19 protein-coding genes, 2 pseudogenes and 1 riboswitch are annotated in these 20,719 nt (G+C 70.6%); of the genes and pseudogenes, 14 read left to right on the plus strand and 7 right to left on the minus strand.

The window, feature by feature from the left end:
- Window positions 1–682: 682 nt before the first annotated feature.
- The 6 genes from ACFZCP_RS44650 (at window position 683) to ACFZCP_RS44675 (ending at window position 6,804) form a co-directional block, all read left to right on the plus strand.
- The gene (locus ACFZCP_RS44650; RefSeq protein ID WP_391442666.1) at window positions 683–874 is read left to right on the plus strand and encodes a hypothetical protein; all 192 of its coding nucleotides are present in this window, start codon (window positions 683–685) and stop codon (window positions 872–874) included.
- A gap of 344 nt (window positions 875–1,218) precedes the next feature.
- Window positions 1,219–2,691 (plus strand): alanine racemase, encoded by a 1,473-nt coding sequence (locus ACFZCP_RS44655; RefSeq protein ID WP_391442668.1) that lies wholly within the window; start codon window positions 1,219–1,221, stop codon window positions 2,689–2,691.
- Window positions 2,688–4,007 (plus strand): pyridoxal-phosphate dependent enzyme, encoded by a 1,320-nt coding sequence (locus ACFZCP_RS44660; protein WP_391442670.1) that lies wholly within the window; start codon window positions 2,688–2,690, stop codon window positions 4,005–4,007. The genes ACFZCP_RS44655 and ACFZCP_RS44660 overlap by 4 nt, the downstream gene beginning before the upstream one ends.
- Entirely contained in the window at window positions 4,004–5,218 is a 1,215-nt protein-coding gene (locus ACFZCP_RS44665) for an aminotransferase class V-fold PLP-dependent enzyme (RefSeq protein ID WP_391442733.1), read from the plus strand. The genes ACFZCP_RS44660 and ACFZCP_RS44665 overlap by 4 nt, the downstream gene beginning before the upstream one ends.
- 97 nt (window positions 5,219–5,315) lie before the next feature.
- Entirely contained in the window at window positions 5,316–6,080 is a 765-nt protein-coding gene (locus ACFZCP_RS44670; RefSeq protein WP_391442673.1) for a methyltransferase domain-containing protein, read from the plus strand.
- Between the two features lie 124 nt (window positions 6,081–6,204).
- Window positions 6,205–6,804 carry a TetR family transcriptional regulator gene (locus tag ACFZCP_RS44675; protein WP_391442676.1) on the plus strand — a complete coding sequence of 200 codons (600 nt, stop codon included), beginning with the start codon at window positions 6,205–6,207 and terminating at the stop codon, window positions 6,802–6,804.
- A gap of 164 nt (window positions 6,805–6,968) precedes the next feature.
- Here the strand turns inward: ACFZCP_RS44675 and ACFZCP_RS44680 are convergent, their stop codons facing one another.
- Window positions 6,969–7,574, minus strand: a complete 606-nt coding sequence (locus tag ACFZCP_RS44680) for a TetR family transcriptional regulator (protein ID WP_391442678.1) — start codon at window positions 7,572–7,574, stop codon at window positions 6,969–6,971.
- Window positions 7,575–7,701: 127 nt separating this feature from the next.
- Between ACFZCP_RS44680 and ACFZCP_RS44685 the strand changes: the two genes are divergently transcribed.
- From ACFZCP_RS44685 to ACFZCP_RS44695, 3 genes are all read left to right on the plus strand, one after another.
- Window positions 7,702–8,160 carry a cupin domain-containing protein gene (locus tag ACFZCP_RS44685; protein ID WP_391442680.1) on the plus strand — a complete coding sequence of 153 codons (459 nt, stop codon included), beginning with the start codon at window positions 7,702–7,704 and terminating at the stop codon, window positions 8,158–8,160.
- A gap of 42 nt (window positions 8,161–8,202) precedes the next feature.
- Complete coding sequence (locus ACFZCP_RS44690) at window positions 8,203–9,015, plus strand: alpha/beta fold hydrolase (protein ID WP_391442683.1); 813 nt, start codon at window positions 8,203–8,205, stop codon at window positions 9,013–9,015.
- A gap of 296 nt (window positions 9,016–9,311) precedes the next feature.
- Entirely contained in the window at window positions 9,312–10,040 is a 729-nt protein-coding gene (locus tag ACFZCP_RS44695) for an FAD binding domain-containing protein (protein WP_391442685.1), read from the plus strand.
- Between the two features lie 165 nt (window positions 10,041–10,205).
- Here ACFZCP_RS44695 and ACFZCP_RS44700 read toward each other — a convergent pair whose 3' ends face one another.
- Window positions 10,206–10,874 carry a TetR family transcriptional regulator gene (locus ACFZCP_RS44700; protein WP_391442687.1) on the minus strand — a complete coding sequence of 223 codons (669 nt, stop codon included), beginning with the start codon at window positions 10,872–10,874 and terminating at the stop codon, window positions 10,206–10,208.
- Window positions 10,875–10,932: 58 nt separating this feature from the next.
- On the opposite strand from ACFZCP_RS44700, the gene ACFZCP_RS44705 reads away from it, so the two are divergent.
- Complete coding sequence (locus ACFZCP_RS44705) at window positions 10,933–12,381, plus strand: MFS transporter (protein ID WP_391442689.1); 1,449 nt, start codon at window positions 10,933–10,935, stop codon at window positions 12,379–12,381.
- A pseudogene (locus ACFZCP_RS44710) lies at window positions 12,378–12,755 on the plus strand (cupin); the annotation flags it as partial. The gene ACFZCP_RS44705 and the pseudogene ACFZCP_RS44710, both read left to right, overlap by 4 nt.
- 121 nt (window positions 12,756–12,876) lie before the next feature.
- Here the strand turns inward: ACFZCP_RS44710 and ACFZCP_RS44715 are convergent.
- From ACFZCP_RS44715 to ACFZCP_RS44725, 3 genes and pseudogenes are all read right to left on the minus strand, one after another.
- Complete coding sequence (locus ACFZCP_RS44715) at window positions 12,877–13,572, minus strand: hypothetical protein (protein ID WP_391442692.1); 696 nt, start codon at window positions 13,570–13,572, stop codon at window positions 12,877–12,879.
- A gap of 301 nt (window positions 13,573–13,873) precedes the next feature.
- Window positions 13,874–14,035, minus strand: coding sequence for a hypothetical protein (locus ACFZCP_RS44720; RefSeq protein WP_391442694.1), 162 nt, complete (start codon window positions 14,033–14,035; stop codon window positions 13,874–13,876).
- 59 nt (window positions 14,036–14,094) lie between these two features.
- A pseudogene (locus ACFZCP_RS44725) lies at window positions 14,095–14,394 on the minus strand (hypothetical protein); the annotation flags it as partial.
- A gap of 369 nt (window positions 14,395–14,763) precedes the next feature.
- Between ACFZCP_RS44725 and ACFZCP_RS44730 the strand changes: the two are divergent.
- Window positions 14,764–16,047, plus strand: coding sequence for a HEAT repeat domain-containing protein (locus tag ACFZCP_RS44730; RefSeq protein WP_391442696.1), 1,284 nt, complete (start codon window positions 14,764–14,766; stop codon window positions 16,045–16,047).
- Between the two features lie 288 nt (window positions 16,048–16,335).
- Here the strand turns inward: ACFZCP_RS44730 and ACFZCP_RS44735 are convergent, their stop codons facing one another.
- Entirely contained in the window at window positions 16,336–16,629 is a 294-nt protein-coding gene (locus ACFZCP_RS44735) for a hypothetical protein (protein WP_391442699.1), read from the minus strand.
- Between the two features lie 490 nt (window positions 16,630–17,119).
- Window positions 17,120–17,698, minus strand: coding sequence for a hypothetical protein (locus ACFZCP_RS44740; RefSeq protein WP_391442701.1), 579 nt, complete (start codon window positions 17,696–17,698; stop codon window positions 17,120–17,122).
- A 566-nt stretch (window positions 17,699–18,264) separates the two neighbouring features.
- Here ACFZCP_RS44740 and ACFZCP_RS44745 point away from each other — a divergent pair.
- Together ACFZCP_RS44745 and ACFZCP_RS44750 are read left to right on the plus strand one after the other, a co-directional pair.
- Complete coding sequence (locus ACFZCP_RS44745) at window positions 18,265–18,864, plus strand: TetR family transcriptional regulator (protein ID WP_391442704.1); 600 nt, start codon at window positions 18,265–18,267, stop codon at window positions 18,862–18,864.
- A 349-nt stretch (window positions 18,865–19,213) separates the two neighbouring features.
- Window positions 19,214–19,384: riboswitch (cyclic di-AMP (ydaO/yuaA leader) on the plus strand.
- Window positions 19,385–19,392: 8 nt separating this feature from the next.
- Entirely contained in the window at window positions 19,393–20,616 is a 1,224-nt protein-coding gene (locus ACFZCP_RS44750; protein ID WP_391442707.1) for an NlpC/P60 family protein, read from the plus strand.
- The last annotated feature ends 103 nt before the right edge of the window (window positions 20,617–20,719 follow it).

The following is a 20,719-nucleotide window of genomic DNA, read 5'->3' on the forward strand; positions in this document are numbered from 1 at the left end:
GTGGCCGCTTTGATGGACTCGTAACTCTTGGGCAGGAAGCTGCTCTCGTCACTGTTCGAGGGAAGGCTCGGAGCCGTGGCGACGATCGCCACCGCTGCGATTAACCAAGCCACGATCGTCCAGATGGGATGACGGACGACGGCTGTTCCAATACGTCGGAACATTCGGGGGTCCTCCTGGATGGGAAGATCACCGCCGCCCGGGGAGCGGACCCTGGCATCGGCGACCCCGACCGGCATTCACCATGGGGCCGGTCGAATGATTGTCTTGGGACCCGATCATAGTGACTCGGGTCACGGTGCCACATCCGCCGCGCCCTGCTGAGAGACATCATTGTCTTTGGCTCAACGCTCGTGCCGGGGAAGTGAACTTCCCCTGTTGGCAGGTAGGTTGCGGGATCGCGTTACCGGATACCCGGCGTCGTCAATGGCTGATTTCCGACCGGAAGGCACCGTGCCGCGTCCGTGCGTCACAGCTGAATTTCGCTGCCGCCCGAGAAGACCGCAGAGGGCATTCCTGCGATCTGTGACCTCGGTGGGGGTTGGGTCGTTCAGGAAGCGTGCTGTCAGAACGGCTTGAAGCAGTGATGGAACAACTCGTCTGCTCCCGCGCCCAGTTGGAAGGCCTGGCCATTGCTCTCGGGCCCGAGTGCTTGGCCGGTTGCAGCGAACAGGAACGCGCCGTGCGCGCCGAACTTGCGGGTGACGCCCTCCGGCTGCTGGAGGATGCCGAGGCCGCGGTCGCCGCCGGGGAGCCGGAGCATGTCGTCGTGGCTCTGGTCAAGGCGATCGAGGGGCTCGTGGTGCGGCTCCGGGACCGGGTGCTCGACGGCGTCGTGGCGTCGAGCCCCGCACCGGACCACGTGCCGTTCTAGCGAAGCCCGCCTCACCGGTCGTACCGTCACCACGTCGGCGCGTGGACGGAACGCGGGCGAGCTGGAACCGGTGTCGGCCGCGATGACGTGGGCCGCGCGCAGCCGGCGTACGGAGTCTTCGAGCGCCACGCGGCGCCGATCGAGCCGCTGCCGCCCGGTGCACCGTCGCAGGGGCGAAGGTCAAGGTCCGGTCCCCGGATGTGCCGAGAACAGCCGAGGTACCGCCCACCGCGGGATGTACAGGGCGTAAAGCGATCCCGGAGGGGAAGGGATACGCCGAACTGCGGGGAGCGGTCGGCTGGGCCCGGGATGCCGGGCCTGGGCACGGGGGGAGGGCACCGGGCATGGGCGTCCAGCCCCTGTACCTCGAACCGCGGCTGGAAGAGCGGCTGCGGTCGCTGCTCGACTCGCCCGGGCTGCTGCACACGCTCATCGATGCCCTCGGCTCGCCGCTCCATGTGGTCGTACCCGACCAGATCGCCGACAATCTGCAGCGGTTCCGGTCGGTGTACCGCAGCCATCGCCTGTCCGGCCAGATATTCTTCGCCCACAAGGCCAACCGGTCCAGTGCCCTGCTGAGGCGGCTGGCCGCCACGGACGCCGGCGTGGACGTCGCCTCGCTGGGAGAACTGCAGCACGCCCTCGGCGCCGGCCTCACCCCCGACCGCATCACCGCAACCGGCCCGAAGAACCCGGAGTTCCTCTGGCTGGCCGCCCGCACGTCCGTCACGGTCGGCATCGACAGCCCGGGCGAGCTGGCGCACCTGGCCGCGGTGGTGCGGCGCCACGCACTGCCCCCCTGCCGCATCCTGTTGCGGCTGTCGGGGTTCGAGACCGCCGGTGTGCGGATCCTGAGCCGGCGCAGCCGTTTCGGCTCGCCCGCGCGTGAGTCGGCGTCGCTCCTGGATGCCGTCGAACGCCACCGGGACGTCGTCGACCTGGTCGGCGTGGCCTTTCACCTGGACACCACCAGTCTCGACGAGAAGGCTGCGGCGCTCGAAGGCTGCCTGCGCGTGCTGGAGGAGTGCCGAAGCCGCGGACTGCGGCCGTCGGCCGTGGACGTGGGCGGCGGGTTCGGCGTCGGGTACGTCGCCGACGGCGGGCAGTGGGAGCGGTACACGACGGAGCTGACCGCCGCGGTCCTCGGCACCCGTCCGCCGCTGGCCTGGGGCGGCCACGGCTACGGACTGCGCAACGAGGGCGGCACGCTGCGCGGGTCGCTCGGGCTCTACCCGGCCCACCGTCCGGTCGCCGGAGCCCGCTACCTCGACGAACTGCTCGCCAGCCCCGCAGCGTCCTTCGGAGGCCGGCCGCTGGCCGCCCTGCTGCTGGAGCACCTCTACGACCTGCACACCGAACCCGGGAGGGCGCTGGTGGACCAGTGCGGGCTCACGCTCGCCAGAGTGCTGGAGGTGCGCACCCAGCAGGCCGGCGGGGAACTCCTCGTACGGCTGGAGGCCAAGGCCGACGACATCGCCCTGGAGGACCACGGGGTGCTCGTGGACCCGGTCGTCCTCCCACGGGAGGCGACCCGCCCGGGCCCCGGTCCGCACCCGGTCGCCGTCCATCTCTTCGGCAGCCTGTGCCTGGAGGCGGACCTCATCACGCGACGGACCGTCTTCCTGCCCCGCCGGCCCGAGCCGGGCGACCTGATGGCCTTCACGAACACCGCCGGCTACTGCATGGACTTCCACGCCACCCGTGCCCAGCACCAGCCCGTGGGCCGCAAGATCGCCGCCTGGCAGGACGGCGGCTCATGGCGGTGGTGCCTGGACGATCAATACTGGCCGACCACTTCCGTGGGGGGAGCGCAGTGAGGTACGACAGCATCACCGACGCCATCGGCAACACGCCGCTGGTGCGCATCGACCCGGCCGTGCACGGTCTGCGGCACATCGATCTGTACGCCAAGCTGGAGCTGCTCAACCCGTTCGGATCGGTCAAGGACCGAGCCGCCTGGAACATGGCGCGCCCCCACCTCGCCGGCGCCGGCGACAGCGGCCGCCAGGTCGTGGAGCTGTCCAGCGGCAACACCGCCAAGGCCCTGGCCGTACTCGCGGGGATGCACGGCCTCGGCTTCAAGAGCGTCACCAACCGGATGCGCATCCCGGAGATCAAGGACCTCCTGCTGCTGCTCGGCGCGGAGATCGAGGAACTGCCCGGCCAGAGCGAATGCCTCGACCCCACCGCCACCGACGACCCGCTGACCCTCTTCCACCGCGCGCTCTCCGAACCCGGCAGCACCTATCTGCACACCGACCAGTACTTCAACCCGCGCAACACCGAGGCGCATCTCACCGGCACCGGACCGGAGATCGTCAAGGACCTGGAGGGCCGCGCACCGGACTGGTTCATCGCCTGCGTGGGCACCGCCGGATCCTCGACCGGCGTCGCTCGCGTCCTGCGCGAACACGACCCCGCCGTACGGGTCGTCGGACTGGTCGCGGCCAAGTCCGACTTCATCCCCGGCATCCGCACCATCGACGAGGCCCACGAGGTGGGGCTGTTCGACCCCGGCACCTACGACGCGATCGACGCGGTGAGCGCCGACGACGCGATCGAGGGCATGCTGACCCTCAACCGCCGCTGCGGCATCCTGGCCGGTCCGACCGGGGGAGCCGCCTACTTCGGCGCCGTACGCCAACTGATCACGGTGGACAGTGAGTTGACGGAACGTCAGTCGGCTGTCTTCATCGTCTGCGACCGGGTCGAGAGCTATCTGAGCTACATCCGCAGGCGGCGCCCCGACCTGTTCGGCCGCCCGCCGCGCACGAACGCGCCGGCCGACCTGTCCGAGGCCGAGGTACGCGCCGCCCCCGCCGTCGACGTCGCCGGGGCCCAGGCGTGGATCGCCACCGGCCGGCCGCTCGTCGTCGACCTGCGCAGCCCCTCCGCCTACGCCGCCCTGCACATCGACGGATCGGTCAACGTCGTCGACACGCTCTTCGAGGAACTGCTCCACGGCGGCCTGCCCTTCAGCCGCAGCCGCCCGGTGCTGCTCGCCTGCCCGGTCGGTGAGCAGTCCGCCCGCTACGCCGCGCTGCTGACCCGGATGGGGCACCCGGAGGTACGCAGCCTGACCGGCGGCATCATCGCCTGGCGTGACGCGGGCGCGCCTCTGGTACGGGACTGAGCGCCGTGACCGCACCCGACTGCGCAGCCACAGCGGATGAGCTGAGGGCGTGGCACAAGGATCTGCGTGCCCAGTTCCCGATCATCACCGGGCACCCCGACCTGGCCTACCTGGACAGTGCGGCCACCGCCCAGAAGCCACGGGCGGTGCTCGACGCCGTCCAGACCTATCTGACCACGTCCAACGCCAACGCCGGGCGCGGCACCTACACCTGGGCCAACCGGACCACGAGCCTGGTCGAGCAGACCCGTGACCGGGTCAAGCAGTTCCTGCACGACCCGGCCCCCGGGCAGTCCGCCGTGCATTTCACCAGTGGCGCCACCGAGGGGCTGCGCACCATCGCCCGGGACTGGCTGCCCCGGTTCCTGGCCGACGGGGACGAGATCGTCGTCCCCGTCGCGGACCACCAGGCCAACATCTCGCCCTGGCTGGAGGCCCGTCAGCACCTGGCCCGTGAGGGCGTCCACGTCTCGGTCCTGCCCATGCCGTACCAGCGGTCCTCGGGCGACTACGACCACACCGTGCTGGCCGAGATCGCCGGGCCCCGCACCAGATGGGTCGCCGTCACCCACGTCCACCACGTCTACGGCGGCGACATGAACGTCCACCGCATACGCCGGGCGGTCGGACCGGACGCCGTGATCTGTCTGGACGCCGCCCAGAGCGTCGGTCATCTGCCGGTGGACCTGGCCGCCCTGGACGTCGACTTCCTCGTCTTCTCGGGACACAAGGCCATGGCCCTGCCCGGATCGGGGGCGGTCTGGGCGCGCCAGGCGCGCGGACCGGCGTTCACCCCCGGCGGCTGGCCCGGCACGCCCAACACCGTCGGCATCGCGTCTCTGGCCGCCGCGCTGGACTGGCTGGAGACAGCCGGGACCGAGCGGATCGACCAGTGGACGGTGGGGCTGGCGGCCCGGCTCACCGACGGGCTGCGCCGCCTCGACGCCTACGAGGTTCTCGGCTGCCGAACGAGCCTCGCGGCCGACTCGCCCGTACAGCGGCGGCGGGGCATCGTCACCTTCCGGCACCGCGGCATCGACTCGGGAGACCTCGGCTTCATTCTCTTCAGCCACGGCTTCATGGTCCGGTCCGACAGCCACTGTCAGGGCAGCGCGGGGGAGAAGAGCGGCTCGGTGCGGGTGAGTCTGCACGTGTACAACAGCTTCGAGGAGATCGAACGCCTGTTGTCCGTCCTCACCACCTTGGGGTGACATGGCCCGGCGGACATGTAATGGAAACCGTTTCCGCCTGTAGGGTCGGCGCCGAGGACGAGAGCGCTGGTGCGAGACGGCAAGGTGGGACGACCGGATGGGGCTGAGCCTGGCGGCGGCCGAGCGGTGGGTGGAGCGCTGGGAACGCCAGCAGCAACGGTATGCCGTCGACCGGGAGGAGCGCTTCACGGTCATCGCCGATGTCGTCGAGCACAGCACCGCCGGGTGCCCGGAACGTCCCCTCGTCGCGGACCTCGGCTGCGGCCCCGGCTCGCTGGCGGCGCGGCTCGCCCGGCGGCTGCCGGACACGGACATCGTGGCCGTGGACCGCGACCCGCTGCTGCTGGAACTGGCCCGTACCCACCATGCGGATGCCGCCCGCTACGTCGACACCGAGATCGGAGCACCGGGCTGGACCGCGGCCCTGGGTCTTGACCGTCCCCTGGACGCGGCCGTGTCGACGACGGCCCTGCACTACCTGAGCCCGGACGTCCTGTGCCGCACCTACCGCGAGTTGGCGTCCCTGTTGCGGCCCGGCGGCGTCCTGGTCAACGGCGACCACCTTCCCCAGACGGACGCCGTACTGGGCCCGTTCGCCCGGTGCGTCGGACACCGCCGGGCGGAGCGGCAGCGGGCCTTCGCCCACGAGGACTGGATCTCCTGGTGGACGGCCGTCGCCGAGGACCCCGAACTGGCCGACCTCCTCGCCGAACGCAGCTGCCGGCAGCCGGCGGCCCCGGCCGACGGCACCGTGGGTCTGCCCCTGTCCGCACACCTGCGGATGCTGCGGCATTCGGGCTTCGCGCACGCCGGCTCCGTCTGGCAGTACGGCGACAGTCATGTGGTGGTGGCCGTCCGGTGACGGCGTTCTGTCCGGCGAGGGGGTGACCGGTGGGGCGGGGAGAGCCGTGACCGGCAACGACAGTGGCGTCGAAGTGCATTACCCGCCTGACGACGGCCGACGCCGGGCTGGGACAATGAACGGTATGCCGAACGACGCCCCCTCCGCGACGACGCGCCAGCGCATCATCACAGCTGTCCTGCAGATCATCGGCGAGGACGGCGTGGCGGCGGTCACCAACCGCAGGATCGCCAAGGAAGCCGGAGTCTCGCTCGGCTCGGTCACCTACCACTTCGAGACCCAGCACGACCTGCTGCGCGAGAGCCTGCTGCACTTCGTCCGTGAGGAGGCACGGCACTTCACCGAGCTGGCGGACCAGTGCCAGACCGAGGGCATCGACGTCGAGGACGCGGCCTCCCTGGCCGGTCAGGTCGCGTGCGGCACGGCACTCGACAGTGCCCATCTCGCGCCCTTCGAGCTGTACCTCCACGCCGGGCGCGACGAACGGCTGAGGGAAGCGGCGGCGGAGGCGTTCCGGGCCTACGACCGGCTCGCCGCCCGGATCCTCACCGCCCTGGGCGTCCCGGACGCCGAGCGTCTGGCGGCCACTACGGTCGCTCTCGTGATGGGGCTGCAACTACGCCGTCTGGCGACGGGCAGCCCCGCGGACGACCTGGTCGACGCCCTCCTGCTGCTCACCCGAGGGGCAGTCGGCCAGCAGGCCGAGCCCGCTACCGGGGCTTGAGGGCCACGGTCGAGGAAGCGCCCCGCCGAGCGTCGACCGGACGAGCTGCCGGTCCGTCGGTGACCTCGATCCCGTCGGTGACGTCAGTGTCCTCGGTGATGCCGATGCCCTCGGTGCACCCTGACGTCACCCCGGTCCCGGCTCGCGGCGGCCGCTGACGCGCCTCACCCGGCGGCCCGTACGGCGGCCTCGGTCAGGGTGGTCGCGGTGCGTACGGCGCTGGCGATGGCCTCGTCGGGGCCCAGTCGGCACAGGTCGGTCAGGGTGAAGAGCGCCTCGGCACTCACGACCAGCGCCAAGTCCCGCTTGAGCTGGGCCAGTGCTGCCGGGTCCGTCGCCCCGAGCGTGCCTTCGAGGGGGAGGAGCGCGTGCTCGATCAGTCCGAAGCGAATGCCAGGGCGGGCGTGGGCGGTGTCGGGCCGGGTGACGGTGGCCGCGATCATCGCTCGCACCGCCCCCTGCCGGGCGAGCACTCCCCGGAGCAGGAACTCGCAGGCGAAGGCGACGCGCCGGACCGGATCGGGGCAGTCCCCCAGGGGGGCGAAGGCCTCGGCGGGAGGCGGCCAGGCTCCGGCCAGGGCTTCGCTGATCAGCGAGGGGAGGTCGGGGAAGTACCGGTAGGCGGTGGCCTCCGACACCAGGGCCGCCCGGGCGATCGCGGGCATGGTCACGTCGGCTCCCGTGGTGATGAGTTCACGGGCGGCCGCCACGATGGCCGTGCGCGTGCGCTGCTTCTGGTTGGTGCGACCGGTGCCGACCTGCGCCTTCATCGAAGAGCTCTCCTTCTGTCCACTCAATAACATCATAGCAGTCGACACTCATCGTGAGAGTGGACTTGCATGAAGAGGTCGGCCCTCCGTACTCTCATGAGAGTCGGCTCTCACGAAGGAGGCAGTCATGACAAGGGTTTCCGTGGTCGGCCCGGACGGCGGCGAGACGATCCGGCTGGGCCCCACGCAGATGCGCATCCTTGAGGACGGCAGCACCACCGGGCACCGCCTCGGTATCGGAGAGATCACCCTCGCCCCACACACCCAGGGCCCGCCGCAGCACCGCCACGCCCAGCACGACGAGGGGTTCTACGTCGTGTCCGGCACCGTGCACTTCACCGTCGGCGACACGACCCACGTGGCCCCGGCCGGCACGCTCGCGATGATCCCGCCGGGTGCCCCGCACACCTTCGCCAACCCCGGAGACGAGCCGGCGGTGATCCTGAACACCTTCACCCCCGACCTGTACGTGCAGTACTTCCGGGACCTCCGGAACATGATCGCCGGCGGCCGGGAACTGACCCCGGAATCGACCGCCGCGGTGATGAGCCGCTACGCCACCGTCCCCGCAACCGACTACGCGTGACGGTCCGCCGGCCGGCCACGCGGATCACTTAAGGAGCATCGAATGGCTCGCAGCACCCACACCCTCACACTCGACCAGGGCACCCTCGACATCACCGTCGACCTCCACGGAGGTACTCAGGGGCATCCCTTCCTGCTCCTGCACGGAGGGGCCGGCCCGCAGACCGTCACCGGGTTCGCCGGGCTCCTGGCCGACCAGCGGCCGGCCAGAGTGTTCACCCCCGTCCACCCCGGATTCGACGGCACCACCCGGCCGGCATGGCTGACCGACGTCACGACCCTGGCCCGCTGCTACGCGCAGTTGCTCGATGACCTTCGCCTGCGGGACGTCACCGTCGTCGGCAACTCCATAGGCGGCTGGATCGCGGCGGAGCTGGCCGCACTGGGCAGCGACCGGATCGGCAGCGTCATCCTGGTCAACGCGGTGGGCATCCCCGTCCCCGGCCACCCGATCGCCGACACCTTCGGACTCACCCCGGTCGAACTGTCCCGCCTCTCCTTCCACGACCCGTCCAAGTTCCGCTTCGACCCCACCAAGCTGTCCGAGGCACAGCGTGCGGTCGCGGCCGCCAACCGCGCCACGCTGCAGGTCTATTCGGGCCCGCACGCGATGGCTGACCCGACCCTGCCCGACCGCCTGGCCAAGGTCGCCCACCCGGCCCTCGTCGCGTGGGGCGCGAGCGACCGGGTCGTGGACGCCGACTACGGGCGGGCCTATGCGAAGGCCGTCCCCGGAGCGGAGTTCCGTCTGCTGCACGGCACGGGCCACATGCCCCAGACGGAGACGCCCGACCAACTCCTCCCGGTGGTATGGGACTTCGCGGACGCCCACGCCCTGCACCGGCCGCAGCGTTGACCCGGCGGCTCCGAGACCGAGGTGCATCGAGGTGTCTCGCCCTGGACGGGGAGACTGCCGACTGCCGCGACGCGCAGGTGGGAGGCGTTAACCGGCTGGGGAGCCGGAGAACGGCCGGGGTGCAGGGGGCGTGCGCGCCGACGGCGTGCCGCATGCTCGCGTGAGCCCTGTACGCGCCCCCGCCCGTGCGAGAAGACTGCCCAGTCGGCGGGCAGATGGCCCGGGTGCCGTCTCCCCACTGTCCGACTCCCCAGAAAGGCAGGTCAGTCGCCGTGCATCTGCGTCTGCCCACATCCATGTCCGAAGCGCAGGAGTGTCTGGCCGAAGGGGCCGTGCCGATCGGCGGGGCCACGCTCGTGTGGGCCACGTGGCAGCGGGACGGCTTTCCCGAACTGGCCGTGTCCCTGCGCGAGTTGCCGGAGGCCAACGTCATCAGGTCGGGCACGGTGGGCGCGGCCGTGATCCTGAGCCGGATCGACGACCGCGTGCCCGACGTGCTGCGCCTGGCGGCCGCCACGGTGGGTACCGGGGCCGTGCGGCGGGCGGCGACCGTCGGGGGGAACATCGTCGGCAGCACCCTTCGCTGCCTGCTGCCCGCGGCACTTGTCCTGGACGCCCGCGCGACGGTACTCGACGCCGAGGGCGTCCACGAGACGGATCTGGCCGAGGTCGTGGCCAAGCGGCCCGTGCTGCTCGCTCTCCACTGGCGGGAGCCGATCGCCTCCGCGTACCGCAAGCTTCCGGCTGAGGCGGGCGGGCCGCCGCCCCTCGTCGTCACCTCGGCACTGCACTCCGGCGACGGTGAAGGTCACGGCGATCGCGACGGCGGCGCCGGAGGCGACCGCGTCCGCGTCGCCGTGCGCGACGGCTACGAAGTGGTCAGCGCAACCACCGCCTGTGCCGCCGATTGCGCCGGGACTCTTGAGGCGCTGCGCGCAACGGCGCTGGGTGACCTGCCGGCCGCCGCCTGGGAGGTCGTCCGCCCGCAGATCACCGGTCTTCTGGACCGTCGCGGCGAGCGCTGAGTACGGCGGAGCGCTGCCCGGCCCAACACAGGGGCCCGTGACATGAAGAGCGCCGCCGAAGCCTGACCGGGCTCCGGCGGCGCGGTGCGCCACCAGGCCACGCGCCACATCACCGTGTGCGAGGTACATGCCCGGATCAACGGATGTGAGCGAAGTGCCTGCGGATCACCGGGTGATGAGAAGCCCCTCCACCAGAGCGCGCAGCTGGACCAGGTAGGTGTCCTCGGCAGTCAGGGGCGCCCAGCGGTCGGCCACTTGCGCCAGCCGGGGATACTCGCCCGGGTCGATCCCGGCGAAGACCTGCTCCCGGTAGGTCGGACGCTCGTCGGCCGCGCGCCGTCGGGCCGCCGCCGTACGGACCACGATCTCGCCGGCCGTGTAGTACCAGATCGCGCGGTAGCCGTGCACCGCCCGCTCGGGTGCCAGTCCGCACTCCACCAGCCCGTCGACGATCTGCTCGACGAACCACAGTGCGGACGTGGACATCAGGTCGTCCGCGGTCAGCACCTCCACGATCCAGGGGCAGGCCGCGAGCACCTCATGGATCGCCACTGCTGCGACGACGATCCGCTCGTGGGGATCGGCGGGCAGCTCGGGGCGGCGGAAGGCCCGCGTGGCGTAGTCGTCCAGCAGCAGGACGAGCAGCTCCTCCTTGTCCCGGACGTGGTGGTAGAGCGCCATCGGCGTGGTGCCGACCTCCTTGGCCAACCGCCGCATGGTCAGCCGGTCCACGCCCTCCTCGGTCGCGATGCGGCGGCCTGTCTCGATGATCTCCTCGCGTGAGATGCGGGCGGGCCGGCCAGGGGACTTGCGCGGTGCGGACGGTTGCGACATGCCCCCCATCATCCCTCAGGTGTCGACAACGAGGATCGGCGCACGCTAGTTTTCTTACATGTATAAAAACTTAGAGGGGCGGCCCGGAACCGTGCTGGCGGCTGCGGCCGTGGCCCAGTTCGTCGCCGCCCTGGACATGGCAGTGGTCAACGTCGCACTCCCCGCGATCCGTGCCGGGCTGGGATTCGCCCCACTGGACCTGTCGTGGGTCGTACACATCTACGCGCTCACCTTCGGCGGGTTCCTGCTGCTGGGCGGCAGGACCTGCGACCTGTACGGCCGGCGCCGACTGCTCGTGCTGGGCCTGTCCGTCTTCGGGCTGTGCTCGCTCGCGGGCGGACTGGCCCAGGCCCCCTGGCAGTTGGTGGCCGCCCGTGCCGGCCAGGGCCTGGGTGCCGCCGCGGCCGCCCCCGCCGCGCTGGCGATGATCACCACCACGTTCCCGGAGGGCCCCCGGCGCGTACGTGCGCTCGGGGTCTGGAGCGCGGTGAACGCGGCGGGCGGCGCGCTGGGCGTGCTCGCCGGCGGGCTGCTGACCGAGTACGCGGGCTGGCGCTGGGTCATGCTGATCAACGTGCCCATCGTGGCGGTGGCCCTCGCCCTGGTCTGCGCCACTCCCGCCGACGCTGCCCGACTCGCGCGGGGTGAACGGCTGGACGTGCTCGGCGCGGTCTTCGCGACCAGCGGCGTCGGGCTCCTGGTGTTCGGTGTCGTGCGCACGGACGCAGTCGGGTGGGGGTCGCCCGCGACATGGGGGAGCCTTGCGGGCTCGGTCGTACTGCTCGCCGCCTTCGCCTACGCCGAATCGCGCACGACCTCACCGCTGTTGCGCCCGGGCCTGCTCCGCAGCCGCTGGGTGGCCGGCGCGAACGCACTGGTGTTCCTGGCCGCGGCCGGCCAGTTCACGGCGTTCTACTTCGTGTCCCTGTACATGCAGCAGGTCCTGGGCATGGGCGCCGCGGCGACCGGTGCCGGATTCCTGCCCTTCTCCGCGGGGCTGGTCGTCGGTAGCGTCGTCGCGACCCGTCTCACCGCCGCCCGCGGCCCCCGAGCCTGTCTGGTGCCGGGCGCCCTGCTGGCCACGGCGGGTCTGGCCTGGTTCTCCCTCATCAGCCCGCACGGCGGGTTCCTCACCGATGTGCTCGGCCCGTCCCTCGTCACGAGCGTCGGAGCCGGACTGGTGCTGGCCCCGATCGCCGCCGCCGCGACCACCGGTGTGGCACCCGGCGAGGCCGGGATGGCTTCCGGAGTCTTCAACAGCTCCCGCCAGCTGGGCGGTTGCGTGGGCCTGGCCGTCCTTGCCACAGTCGCCGCACATCGCACCGGCTCGGCCACCGGCCGCGCCGCGCTGAGCGACGGGTACGCCCTGGGCCTGGCGGTGAGCGCCGTTCTCTTCGTCCTCGCAGCCGCCGTCGCCATCGGCGCCCTGCCCCGCCGCCTGTCCGCCGCACCAGCCGTCCGCACCGGCACCCGTGCGCACCACCACCTCGAAGGGACACGACCGTGACGACAACCCCCGTCGACCTGTTCGCCTCCGCGATGCACTTCCACCCCGGCGGCGACGTCCGAGCAGGCGAACGACGGATGGCGGGCGACGACTTCGACGCCTGGCAGATGGCGGCCTTCCATGTGGAGACCGACGCCGACGTTCATGCCGACCACTGGGAGATTCACCCCGAGGGCGAGGAGGCCGTGTGCTGTCTGACCGGCGGCCTGCGCCTCTACTTCCGCCCCATCACCCCCGACGGTACCGAGGAGATGGTGCAGCTGACGCCGGGCACGGCCGTGATCGTTCCTCGCGGCCGATGGCACCGCCTGGAACTGGACGCACCCAGCGACCTGATGTCGGTCACCCTTCGCCGGGGCAGCCGCCTGGAGAAGGGTGACCGTCACTCCCTGACGACAGCAGGACCCGGGCAGCGCCCATGTCCGTCGGGCGGCGCGATGGGCCGGGCGATGGGTGGCCGAGCCGCCGGGACCAGCGGCCGGTCGCGGGCACCCGTCAGGGGGAGTCGGGGCTCTGCCCGGCGTCCGTGACCGGCTCGGCCGGGTCGGAGGCGGTGTAGAAGACGGACGTCCCCTGCTTGCTGCGCTGGGCCTGGTTCCTGGCGACCAGCCCTTCGAGCGTGCTGCGTACGACGGTTGTCCTGGCGGCGCGCTCGGGATGCTGCTGGGCGAGCGCAGCGGTGACCTCGGCCGCGGAGCGGGGTTCGACCTGGTCCGCCAGGTGCCCGCGGACCAGGTCGACGAGCGTGGGCAGCGCCGACGGCGAGGCAGTCTCCGGCGCGGCGCTCTTCCTGCCGGCCCTCTCCCGCTGCGGAGCGGGGGACTTCTTGGCCCTCGCCCGCTTGCTCGCGCCGCCCGACTTGGCTGCAGTCTTCTTGCGGGGCGCAGGCACCGCCGCGACGGATGTGCGTTCGGGCGCGGCGGACCGGGATTCGGGCGCGGCGGACGAGGGTTCCGACGGGCCGGACTCGGACTCGGGTTCGGGCGCGGCGGGCGACGCCGGGAGAGCGAGGGCCTGCTGGATTTTCAGCAGGACGGTGTGGTCCTGCTCCAGGGCGGCCAGTTGCTGCCGCAGATCCTGGATCTCGCCGCTGAGGCGTTCCTGCTCCTTGAGGTTGTGCTCAAGGTCGCCGGTCACCTGTGCGCTGTACTGGGAGGCCAACTCGGTGGCCGCTGTAGTGGTTTCGGACATGATGCGCAGACCCTTTCCTGGGCGCCACGGCCGACAGACTGCCGGTCCGGGGCGTATGCGAATTCCAATGCACGTGCTGTTGAGCCAGGTACCGTGCGAGCGGCAGCGGTTACTTCCGCACAGTGGTGTCGTAGCGACAGTACGCAAGAGACGTGCATTCTTCTCTGCGACGTGGCTGAGATGCAACAGCGCATGGGGCCCAGGTCAGCCTGCACGCCGACGACGGCGCCCCTGGCAGGCGGCACGTCCTGCCCTCGCTCGGGGGAGGCAGCACACGCTGGACCCGCTCCGGGAAAGGAACTTATGACCGTGCGGCTACGGCGGCGACGCCCGACGCGCGCAACTTCCGCGCAAGGAGTTCCATCTCGGGCAGCGTCCCCGTGTGCTCACCGCTCAGTACTCGGCGAAGCACGGCCTTGGCGTCCGCCAGGTCGATGCCGAGTTCGCTTCGCAGTATCCGCATGATCGCGACGTTCCCGGCCGAGGGACTGACCACGTGTACCGTGGCCGGCCCGTGCTCGCTCAGCATCTGATCCCGCCGTTCGCCCGGCAGGTCGCCACCACACACGAGCAGTGCACTGCCACAGGCGGAACACGTCGACGCGACGTCCCAGCGCAGCCGGCGATCAGGACCCCGTCGTCGGCACCGAGGTGCTCGATGACGTAGGCCCGGACGTCGTCGCGGACCGCGTCGGCGTCCCAGCGGGTGCTTCGCAGCAGCCGCTGCAGCGGCCCGGGGCGGGCATGGCCGGCCTGCTCGGCCAGCCGCCGGCAGTTCTTCCGCTCGACGCCGGACAGCAGGGCGAGCACCAAGGCGCGGGCAGTCGCCCGCTGCTACACCCGCTTGAACCGGCTCGCGATCCGGGCCATGGCCTGATCGGACATTGAACGCCAACAGGCGGCGTCTAAGCTGTTGTCCGCGGCCACAACACGATCTTCAGGAGTCCACACAGCCCTTGATGATCACGCGGTGGCCGCTCCAGGTCCAGCGGGTGTGACAGGCTGCTTCGGCCAGTGGGTTCCGCACAGGACGAGGCTCGGGATCGACCGCCGATCGTCAGCGGCCCGACGCCCGGATGTTCAGCCCGTGGCTCGGCCCCGGGGGCGGCGTAACGGACTTGGCCGACGACGTTTCTCCCGGCCTGCGGCTGCTCGTAGAGCCGGTGATCGAGTGCAACAGGGGGGCGGGGCATGGGCGAGGACCCACTCATTACGGCGGTGCGGAGCGGGGACGAGAACGCGGTCAGAGTGCTGCTGGAGGACGGGGCGGATCCCGACGCCGTCGACGGGCAGGGCAGCCTCGCACTCTGCCTGGCCATCTCAGCATTCAACTCGACGATCGCCGGCTACCTGGTGGAAGGCGGCGCGGATCCGGACCGCCGACTGTCCGACGGGACCACACCCCGACTGCGGGCCGTCGACAGCGGCTCCATCGGCCTCGCCCACTGCCTGCTCGGTGAAGCGGCCCAGCTCAGTGAGGCCACCCGCGTGGAACTGCTGGCACGCGCCCGGCAGTGGCATGAGAGGGGCCCGGTCGCCATGCTGCGGGAGCGGACCAGCGCCTCGGACTCGGTCGAGCGGGTCCGGATCCGGGACAGGGAATGGTCCACCGAATACCACGAGATCCGGCTCGGCGGAATGACCGTCCGCGACGGCCACACAGGGATCCTCACCCTCCTGGAGAAACACTTCGGACTCCACCCGGGCATGGACGAGTTGGCCGCCCGCGCGTGCGCACTTGAGTACCCCGACTGGGAGCACGCCGCCTGGTGGGAGATCACCAGAACCCTTGCCCAGAGGCAGGACCATGAGACCTGGGAGGCTGCGACGGCACTGCGGGCTCACCCTGATCCCCTGCACCGCCGCTTCGGCGCGGAGGTCCTGATCTCCTTCAACCTCGGGGATCCCATGTCGGACGCCCCGAGCCCGTTCGAACAGCGCACGCTCGAGTTCCTCCTCGGCTGGGCGGCGGAGGAGGAACACCCGGACGTCCTGGCCGAGACCCTGTCCGGCCTTGGCCAGCATGAAGATCCGAGGATCGAACCACTGGGGCTTTCCTTCCTCGCCCACTTCGCCCCGCAGGTACGTGCGGGGGTTGCCTCGACCCTGAGGATCGTCGACTCGGAAAGGTCCGGGCGGCAGACGTTCACCCCCGAGGGACTGAACGCCCTCCTCGCACTGGCTCAGGACACCGACGCCTCCGTCCGCAAGGTCGCCGCCTACCGGCTCGCGCACAGCCTGAATCCGGAACCCGCCGTCGGGGACGTTCTGGCCGGCCTGCTCGACGACGATGACCAGCAGACCCGCATCTGGGCCGTCCATGGGCTGGCCGAGCGGGACGATCCGCGCTGCGTCGACGGCGCCGGCCGGGTGGGGCCCGTCGACGAGTACGAGGCCTGGTCCTGGATCCTTGGCGCGCCCGCACGGTACGAGCAGCGCCAGAGGGAACAGGACGCGCCAGCCAGGGCCGAGTAGCGCATCCTCGCCCCTACGTCCCACTGCCTGCCCGCAGCGGTCACCCTCGGAGACGAGTCCGCCCCGGCGACTCGATACGCGATGCGGCCGACCGCATGGTCGTGAAGTTGACCCGCCCGCCAACTTGGCTGCGGACCCGATGACGACGCACCCGGTCGTATCCGGCCCAGCGCAAGACCACGAAGTCGCACTGGAGTACAAGAGGCGGCAGCCCCACACCGAGGGCGGCGCTGGAAGAACGCGGCTCGGACCATGCCCGAGCAATGGTCAATCCTCTGGATCGCTGGGTCAGGCAGAGGGGTTGGCGCCTTCGATGGCCTGCGACCCGGAGGCCAAGGCGCCTGACTCGAGATGCTGAACGCCCTCTCCTCGGAGCGTCACGAAGGCGGTGAGGCCCGTGTCGAGTTCTGCCACTCGACGCCCGTAGACGACGGCCTGCGTCAGCGTCAGGTCGATCGCTTGTGCTGAACCGCCGAGCCGGTTGAAGCGGGCACCGCGGCGGACCGGTCCCCGCAGGCAGCGCACATGGACGGTGGCCTGTTCGAGGGACGCGACGATGACCCGGAGAATCTGCAGTTTCACGTGGCTACGACGCTGCCGGGGCCGGAGATCTCCCTCACGCGGCTGCCCCCTCCGTCTCGACACGGAGGCCGTTTCTTGAACGGGGCACCCGCGCGGACCGGGGGAGTGACGACTTCCGCCTCCAAAGCGGCGGCCGACCTGCGGCGGGCGCCCTCGCGGACGATCTCGTCGATCAAGGAGCCGGACCGGGCGGAACCGTCGTGGATGACTACGCTGAGCACGGTCGTGCCTTCCCGACCCGCGGTGCGAACGGGGGCCTGCTCGGTGACCACCACAGGATCATTCGTGAAAGTACGCCTTCCGGGCGCCCTGCTGGAACCGATCTACAAGTCCTGAGCATTGCTGGCCATGTTCTCGTCGTGGCCCGCTCGGCCGACGTGACCACCGGCGCGCTTACGTAGGGATGCTCGTCAACCACCGGCAGATGCGGCGAGTCCGGTGCGGGAGGTCATGGCTGACCGCCCGTACCGGTCATCTGCGAGAGCTTCGGTCAGACGGTCGCCGGCTGAGGCTCGGCCGTGGCGGAAACCGCCGAGTAGAAGACGGACTTGCCCTGCTTGGAGCGGCGGACATGGCCCTTGGCGACCATGGCTTCCAGAGTGCTCCGTACGACCGTGATCTTGATGCCGCGGTCCGGATGGGCACCGGTCAGAGCGTCGGTGACGTCGAGGGCCGAGCGGGGCTCACCCTCCTGGCTCAGGTGGCCGACCACGAGGTCGCGCAGAGTCGGGCCGGTGTCACCCTTGGGTGCTCGCGAAGACGGTGCAGTGGCTGCCGACTTCGTCTTCGACGTGGTCTTTCGTGCGCGGCTCGCCTTTTCCTTGCCGTCCTGCGGAGCGGGAGTTTCCTTGCCGCTCCGCGGAACGGGGGTGGTCTGACGGGGAAGAGAGGCCCCGGCGGAGCCGACGGACACCGTGTCGTCCGCTTTCTCCGCGCTGTCGAGTGCCTGCTGCATGGTGATCAGGAGGGCCTGGTCGTGGCGGAGCGTCTCCAGCTTCTCCTGAAGTGCGGCCACCTCGCTGCTGAGACGCTCCTGCTCTTCGGCGTTGCGCGTCAGGTCTTCTGCCACCCGAGCGGCGTACAACGGCCTGAGGCTGGTTGTTTCATCCTGATTCTCGGCCACAGTGACTCTCTCCCGGAAGTTGTGTGCCGTTGCTTGGCCGAATAGTACTCACAACAATTTCGATTAGCTTCTGTGCGTACCCAATCCGCAGTGGCATATACGTTCGGAAGGTCGGCATTCCGTGCAGCGAACAGGGCTCGACGCGTCGGCGAGAGTGACTCAACGGGTGTGAAAGTTGCGGGAGTTGACTCCGAACTTCACGTCGCAGTCGCCATGAACAAGGAATGTTCAGGGTGCTGAAGCGGTCGGAGTGTACCGATCGTCTTCGACGGCCTGCGCCGTTTCGCGCAGTGCGAGCGGGGGGTGGGGCGTTCACTCGCGTCCCGCAACGAAGTGCCCTCGGAGTGCTGGGTGCGACGTTCAGCGAGCGCGACAGTGTCGCTGCTCGTAGGTCGGACGAGGCAAGAACGACCACCCCGGTCCTGGCCGCCACTGATTCCTGGGTCCGTCCTGGGCTTCCCGGGGACGTCCGGCGACGGCTTTCGCGACCGATCGCGTACCCTGGGAGAACGATGGTTCTCGCACACGTACGGCAAGGGCGGCCCGCGATGCAGGAAGACCCGATCCGCACCCGGATCCTGGATGCGGCCGAGGAGCTGTTCTACGGCCAGGGAATTCAGGCGATCGGAATGGATGCCGTGCGCACTGCCGCCGGAGTCACCCTCCGGCGTCTCTACCAGCAGTTTCCCTCCAAGGGTGCGCTGGTCGAGGAGTATCTGCGGCGGCGGGACGCCCGGTGGCTGAACGATCTGAAGGAGCATGTCGAGGCGGCGGACGTGTCCCCCCGGGAACGTGTGCTGGTGGTCTTCGACTGGCTCCATGGCTGGTTCGAGGAGCCGGACTTCCGTGGGTGCGCCTTCATCAACTCCTTCGGCGAGCTGGGTGCCACGTCCCCGGAAGTCACCGACGCCGCACGCCACCACAAGGAGCGGTTCCGGCACTACGTGGCCGACCTGGCAGGACGGGCGGGAGTTCCCGCGGACGTCGCCGATCAGGTCGTGCTGCTCGCCGAAGGGGCCATGACCACCGCGGCCATCTCGGGCAGCCCCCGCCCTGCGGCTCAGGCCAGGGCGGCCGCGGCGACTCTCCTGCAGGGGCCGCGAGTCGCCTGAGGCGTACCGGCGGTCGGTTTGGGTCGCCGGGCGCGGCACACCTGCGGCGGCCTTGAGTCGAGGCGGGTTCCCGCCGGCATGGGCCTCCTCGGTCTCGCTCGGTGCCGCGAGCGGAGCGCTCGGTGGGAGCGCCGAGCCGAGCGCCCGGCGCTCCCGCATATGTGTGGACGGCGCAATTCCGGACCACTCGTCCCACACCGACGCGGATTGACTGCGCTCAACGACGCCATCGAGCAAAGGTCACGAAAATGTATCGGGCATATCGCCCATCATCCTTCACAGGGGCCACACGAGTTGGCTAGCGTTCCCGACAGGCCGCCCGACCCCCACCGGCGAACGTCGCCGGGCCGTGCGGCCTCCGCCGAGTCCGGCGCGCCCGCACGGCAGCCGGAGCCGGGGACCCACCGACCTTGGGGTGAACCGGTCCAACTCCCTTCCGGGGACAGGGCCGTAGGGCAACCCTTCCGAACCACCCGCCCGAACCCGACAGCTAACTCGGTAGGCGGAACATGGAAGGAGTCGCCTCCCTTGGCGTCGCACCGCAAGTCGGGCTCCACGGGCACGCGCGTAGTCGGCATACGCACCCCTGTCCTCGCCACGGCCGCCCTCACCTCCCTGGCCCTGCTGTCCCAGAACGCCGATGCCGCCCCCTCCGCCGGCCACAAGCCGAGCCTCGAAGAGGTCGAGAAGAAGGTCGACGACCTGTACCGCCAGGCCGAGTCGGCGACCGAGAAGTACGACGCGGCGAAGGAGAAGACCGCGAAGGAGCGCGAGCGCGTCGACGCCCTGCGCGACGACGTGGCCAAGCGCACGGCCAGCCTCAACAAGGCGCGTGAGGAGCTGGGCCTGTTCGCCGCGGCCCAGTACCGGAACGGGGTCGCCGCCCCCGACACCGCGACCTTCCTGCTCACGGACAACCCGCAGGACTACTTCGACCAGACGCAGCTGATGAGCCGGATGACCTCGCGTCAGAAGGGCGCGGTCGACGACTACATCACCGAGCAGTCCGCGACCATGAAGACGCGGCAGGAGGCCGGCCGGAGCCTCGAAGCGCTGACCAAGTCGCAGAACGACCTCCAGACGGCCAAGTCCACCGTCCAGACGAAGCTGTCCACCGCGCGGGAGCTGCTGTCCAAGCTGACGGCGGAGGAGAAGGCACGTCTGGCGGCGATCGAGAAGCAGAAGCAGGAGGAGGCGGCGCGCAAGGCGGCGGAGCTCGCCAAGCGGCAGGCCGCGGCGGCGCAGGCGGCGAAGAAGCAGCAGAGTGCGTCGTCGGGCTCGACCTCGGGCTCCTCCTCGGGATCCGGGTCCTCCTCGGGATCGGGCTCGTCCTCCGGATCCGGCTCGTCCTCCGGTTCGGGCACCTCCACCTCCTCGTCGGGCTCCACGTACGCCGCCAAGGCCGCGAAGGCGCTCGCCTTCGCCCGCGCGCAGGTCGGCAAGCCCTACGTCTGGGGCGCCACCGGGCCAGGCTCCTACGACTGCTCCGGCCTCACCCAGGCCGCCTGGAAGGCCGCCGGCGTCTCCCTGCCGCGCACCACCTACGACCAGGTGAACGCCGGCAAGACGGTGTCCCTGACCGACGCCCAGCCCGGCGACCTCGTCTTCTTCTACGACGACATCAGCCACGTCGGTGTCTACATCGGCAACGGCATGATGATCCACGCGCCGAAGCCCGGCGCCTACGTCCGCGAGGAATCCATCTACTACGGCGGTGACTCGATCATCCACAGCGTGGTCCGCCCGGCCTGACGTGCGGTGGCGGCGAGACGGCCGACCCGCAAGCGCGTGCATGCGCTTCCGCGTGCAGAGGCAGCATCTCGGCGTGAGAGCCCGGGCCGGTGCGGACCGGGCG

Origin of the sequence: Streptomyces sp. NPDC007971, from assembly GCF_042958635.1 — a bacterium.
In the GTDB taxonomy this organism is placed as follows: Bacteria; Actinomycetota; Actinomycetes; order Streptomycetales; family Streptomycetaceae; genus Streptomyces.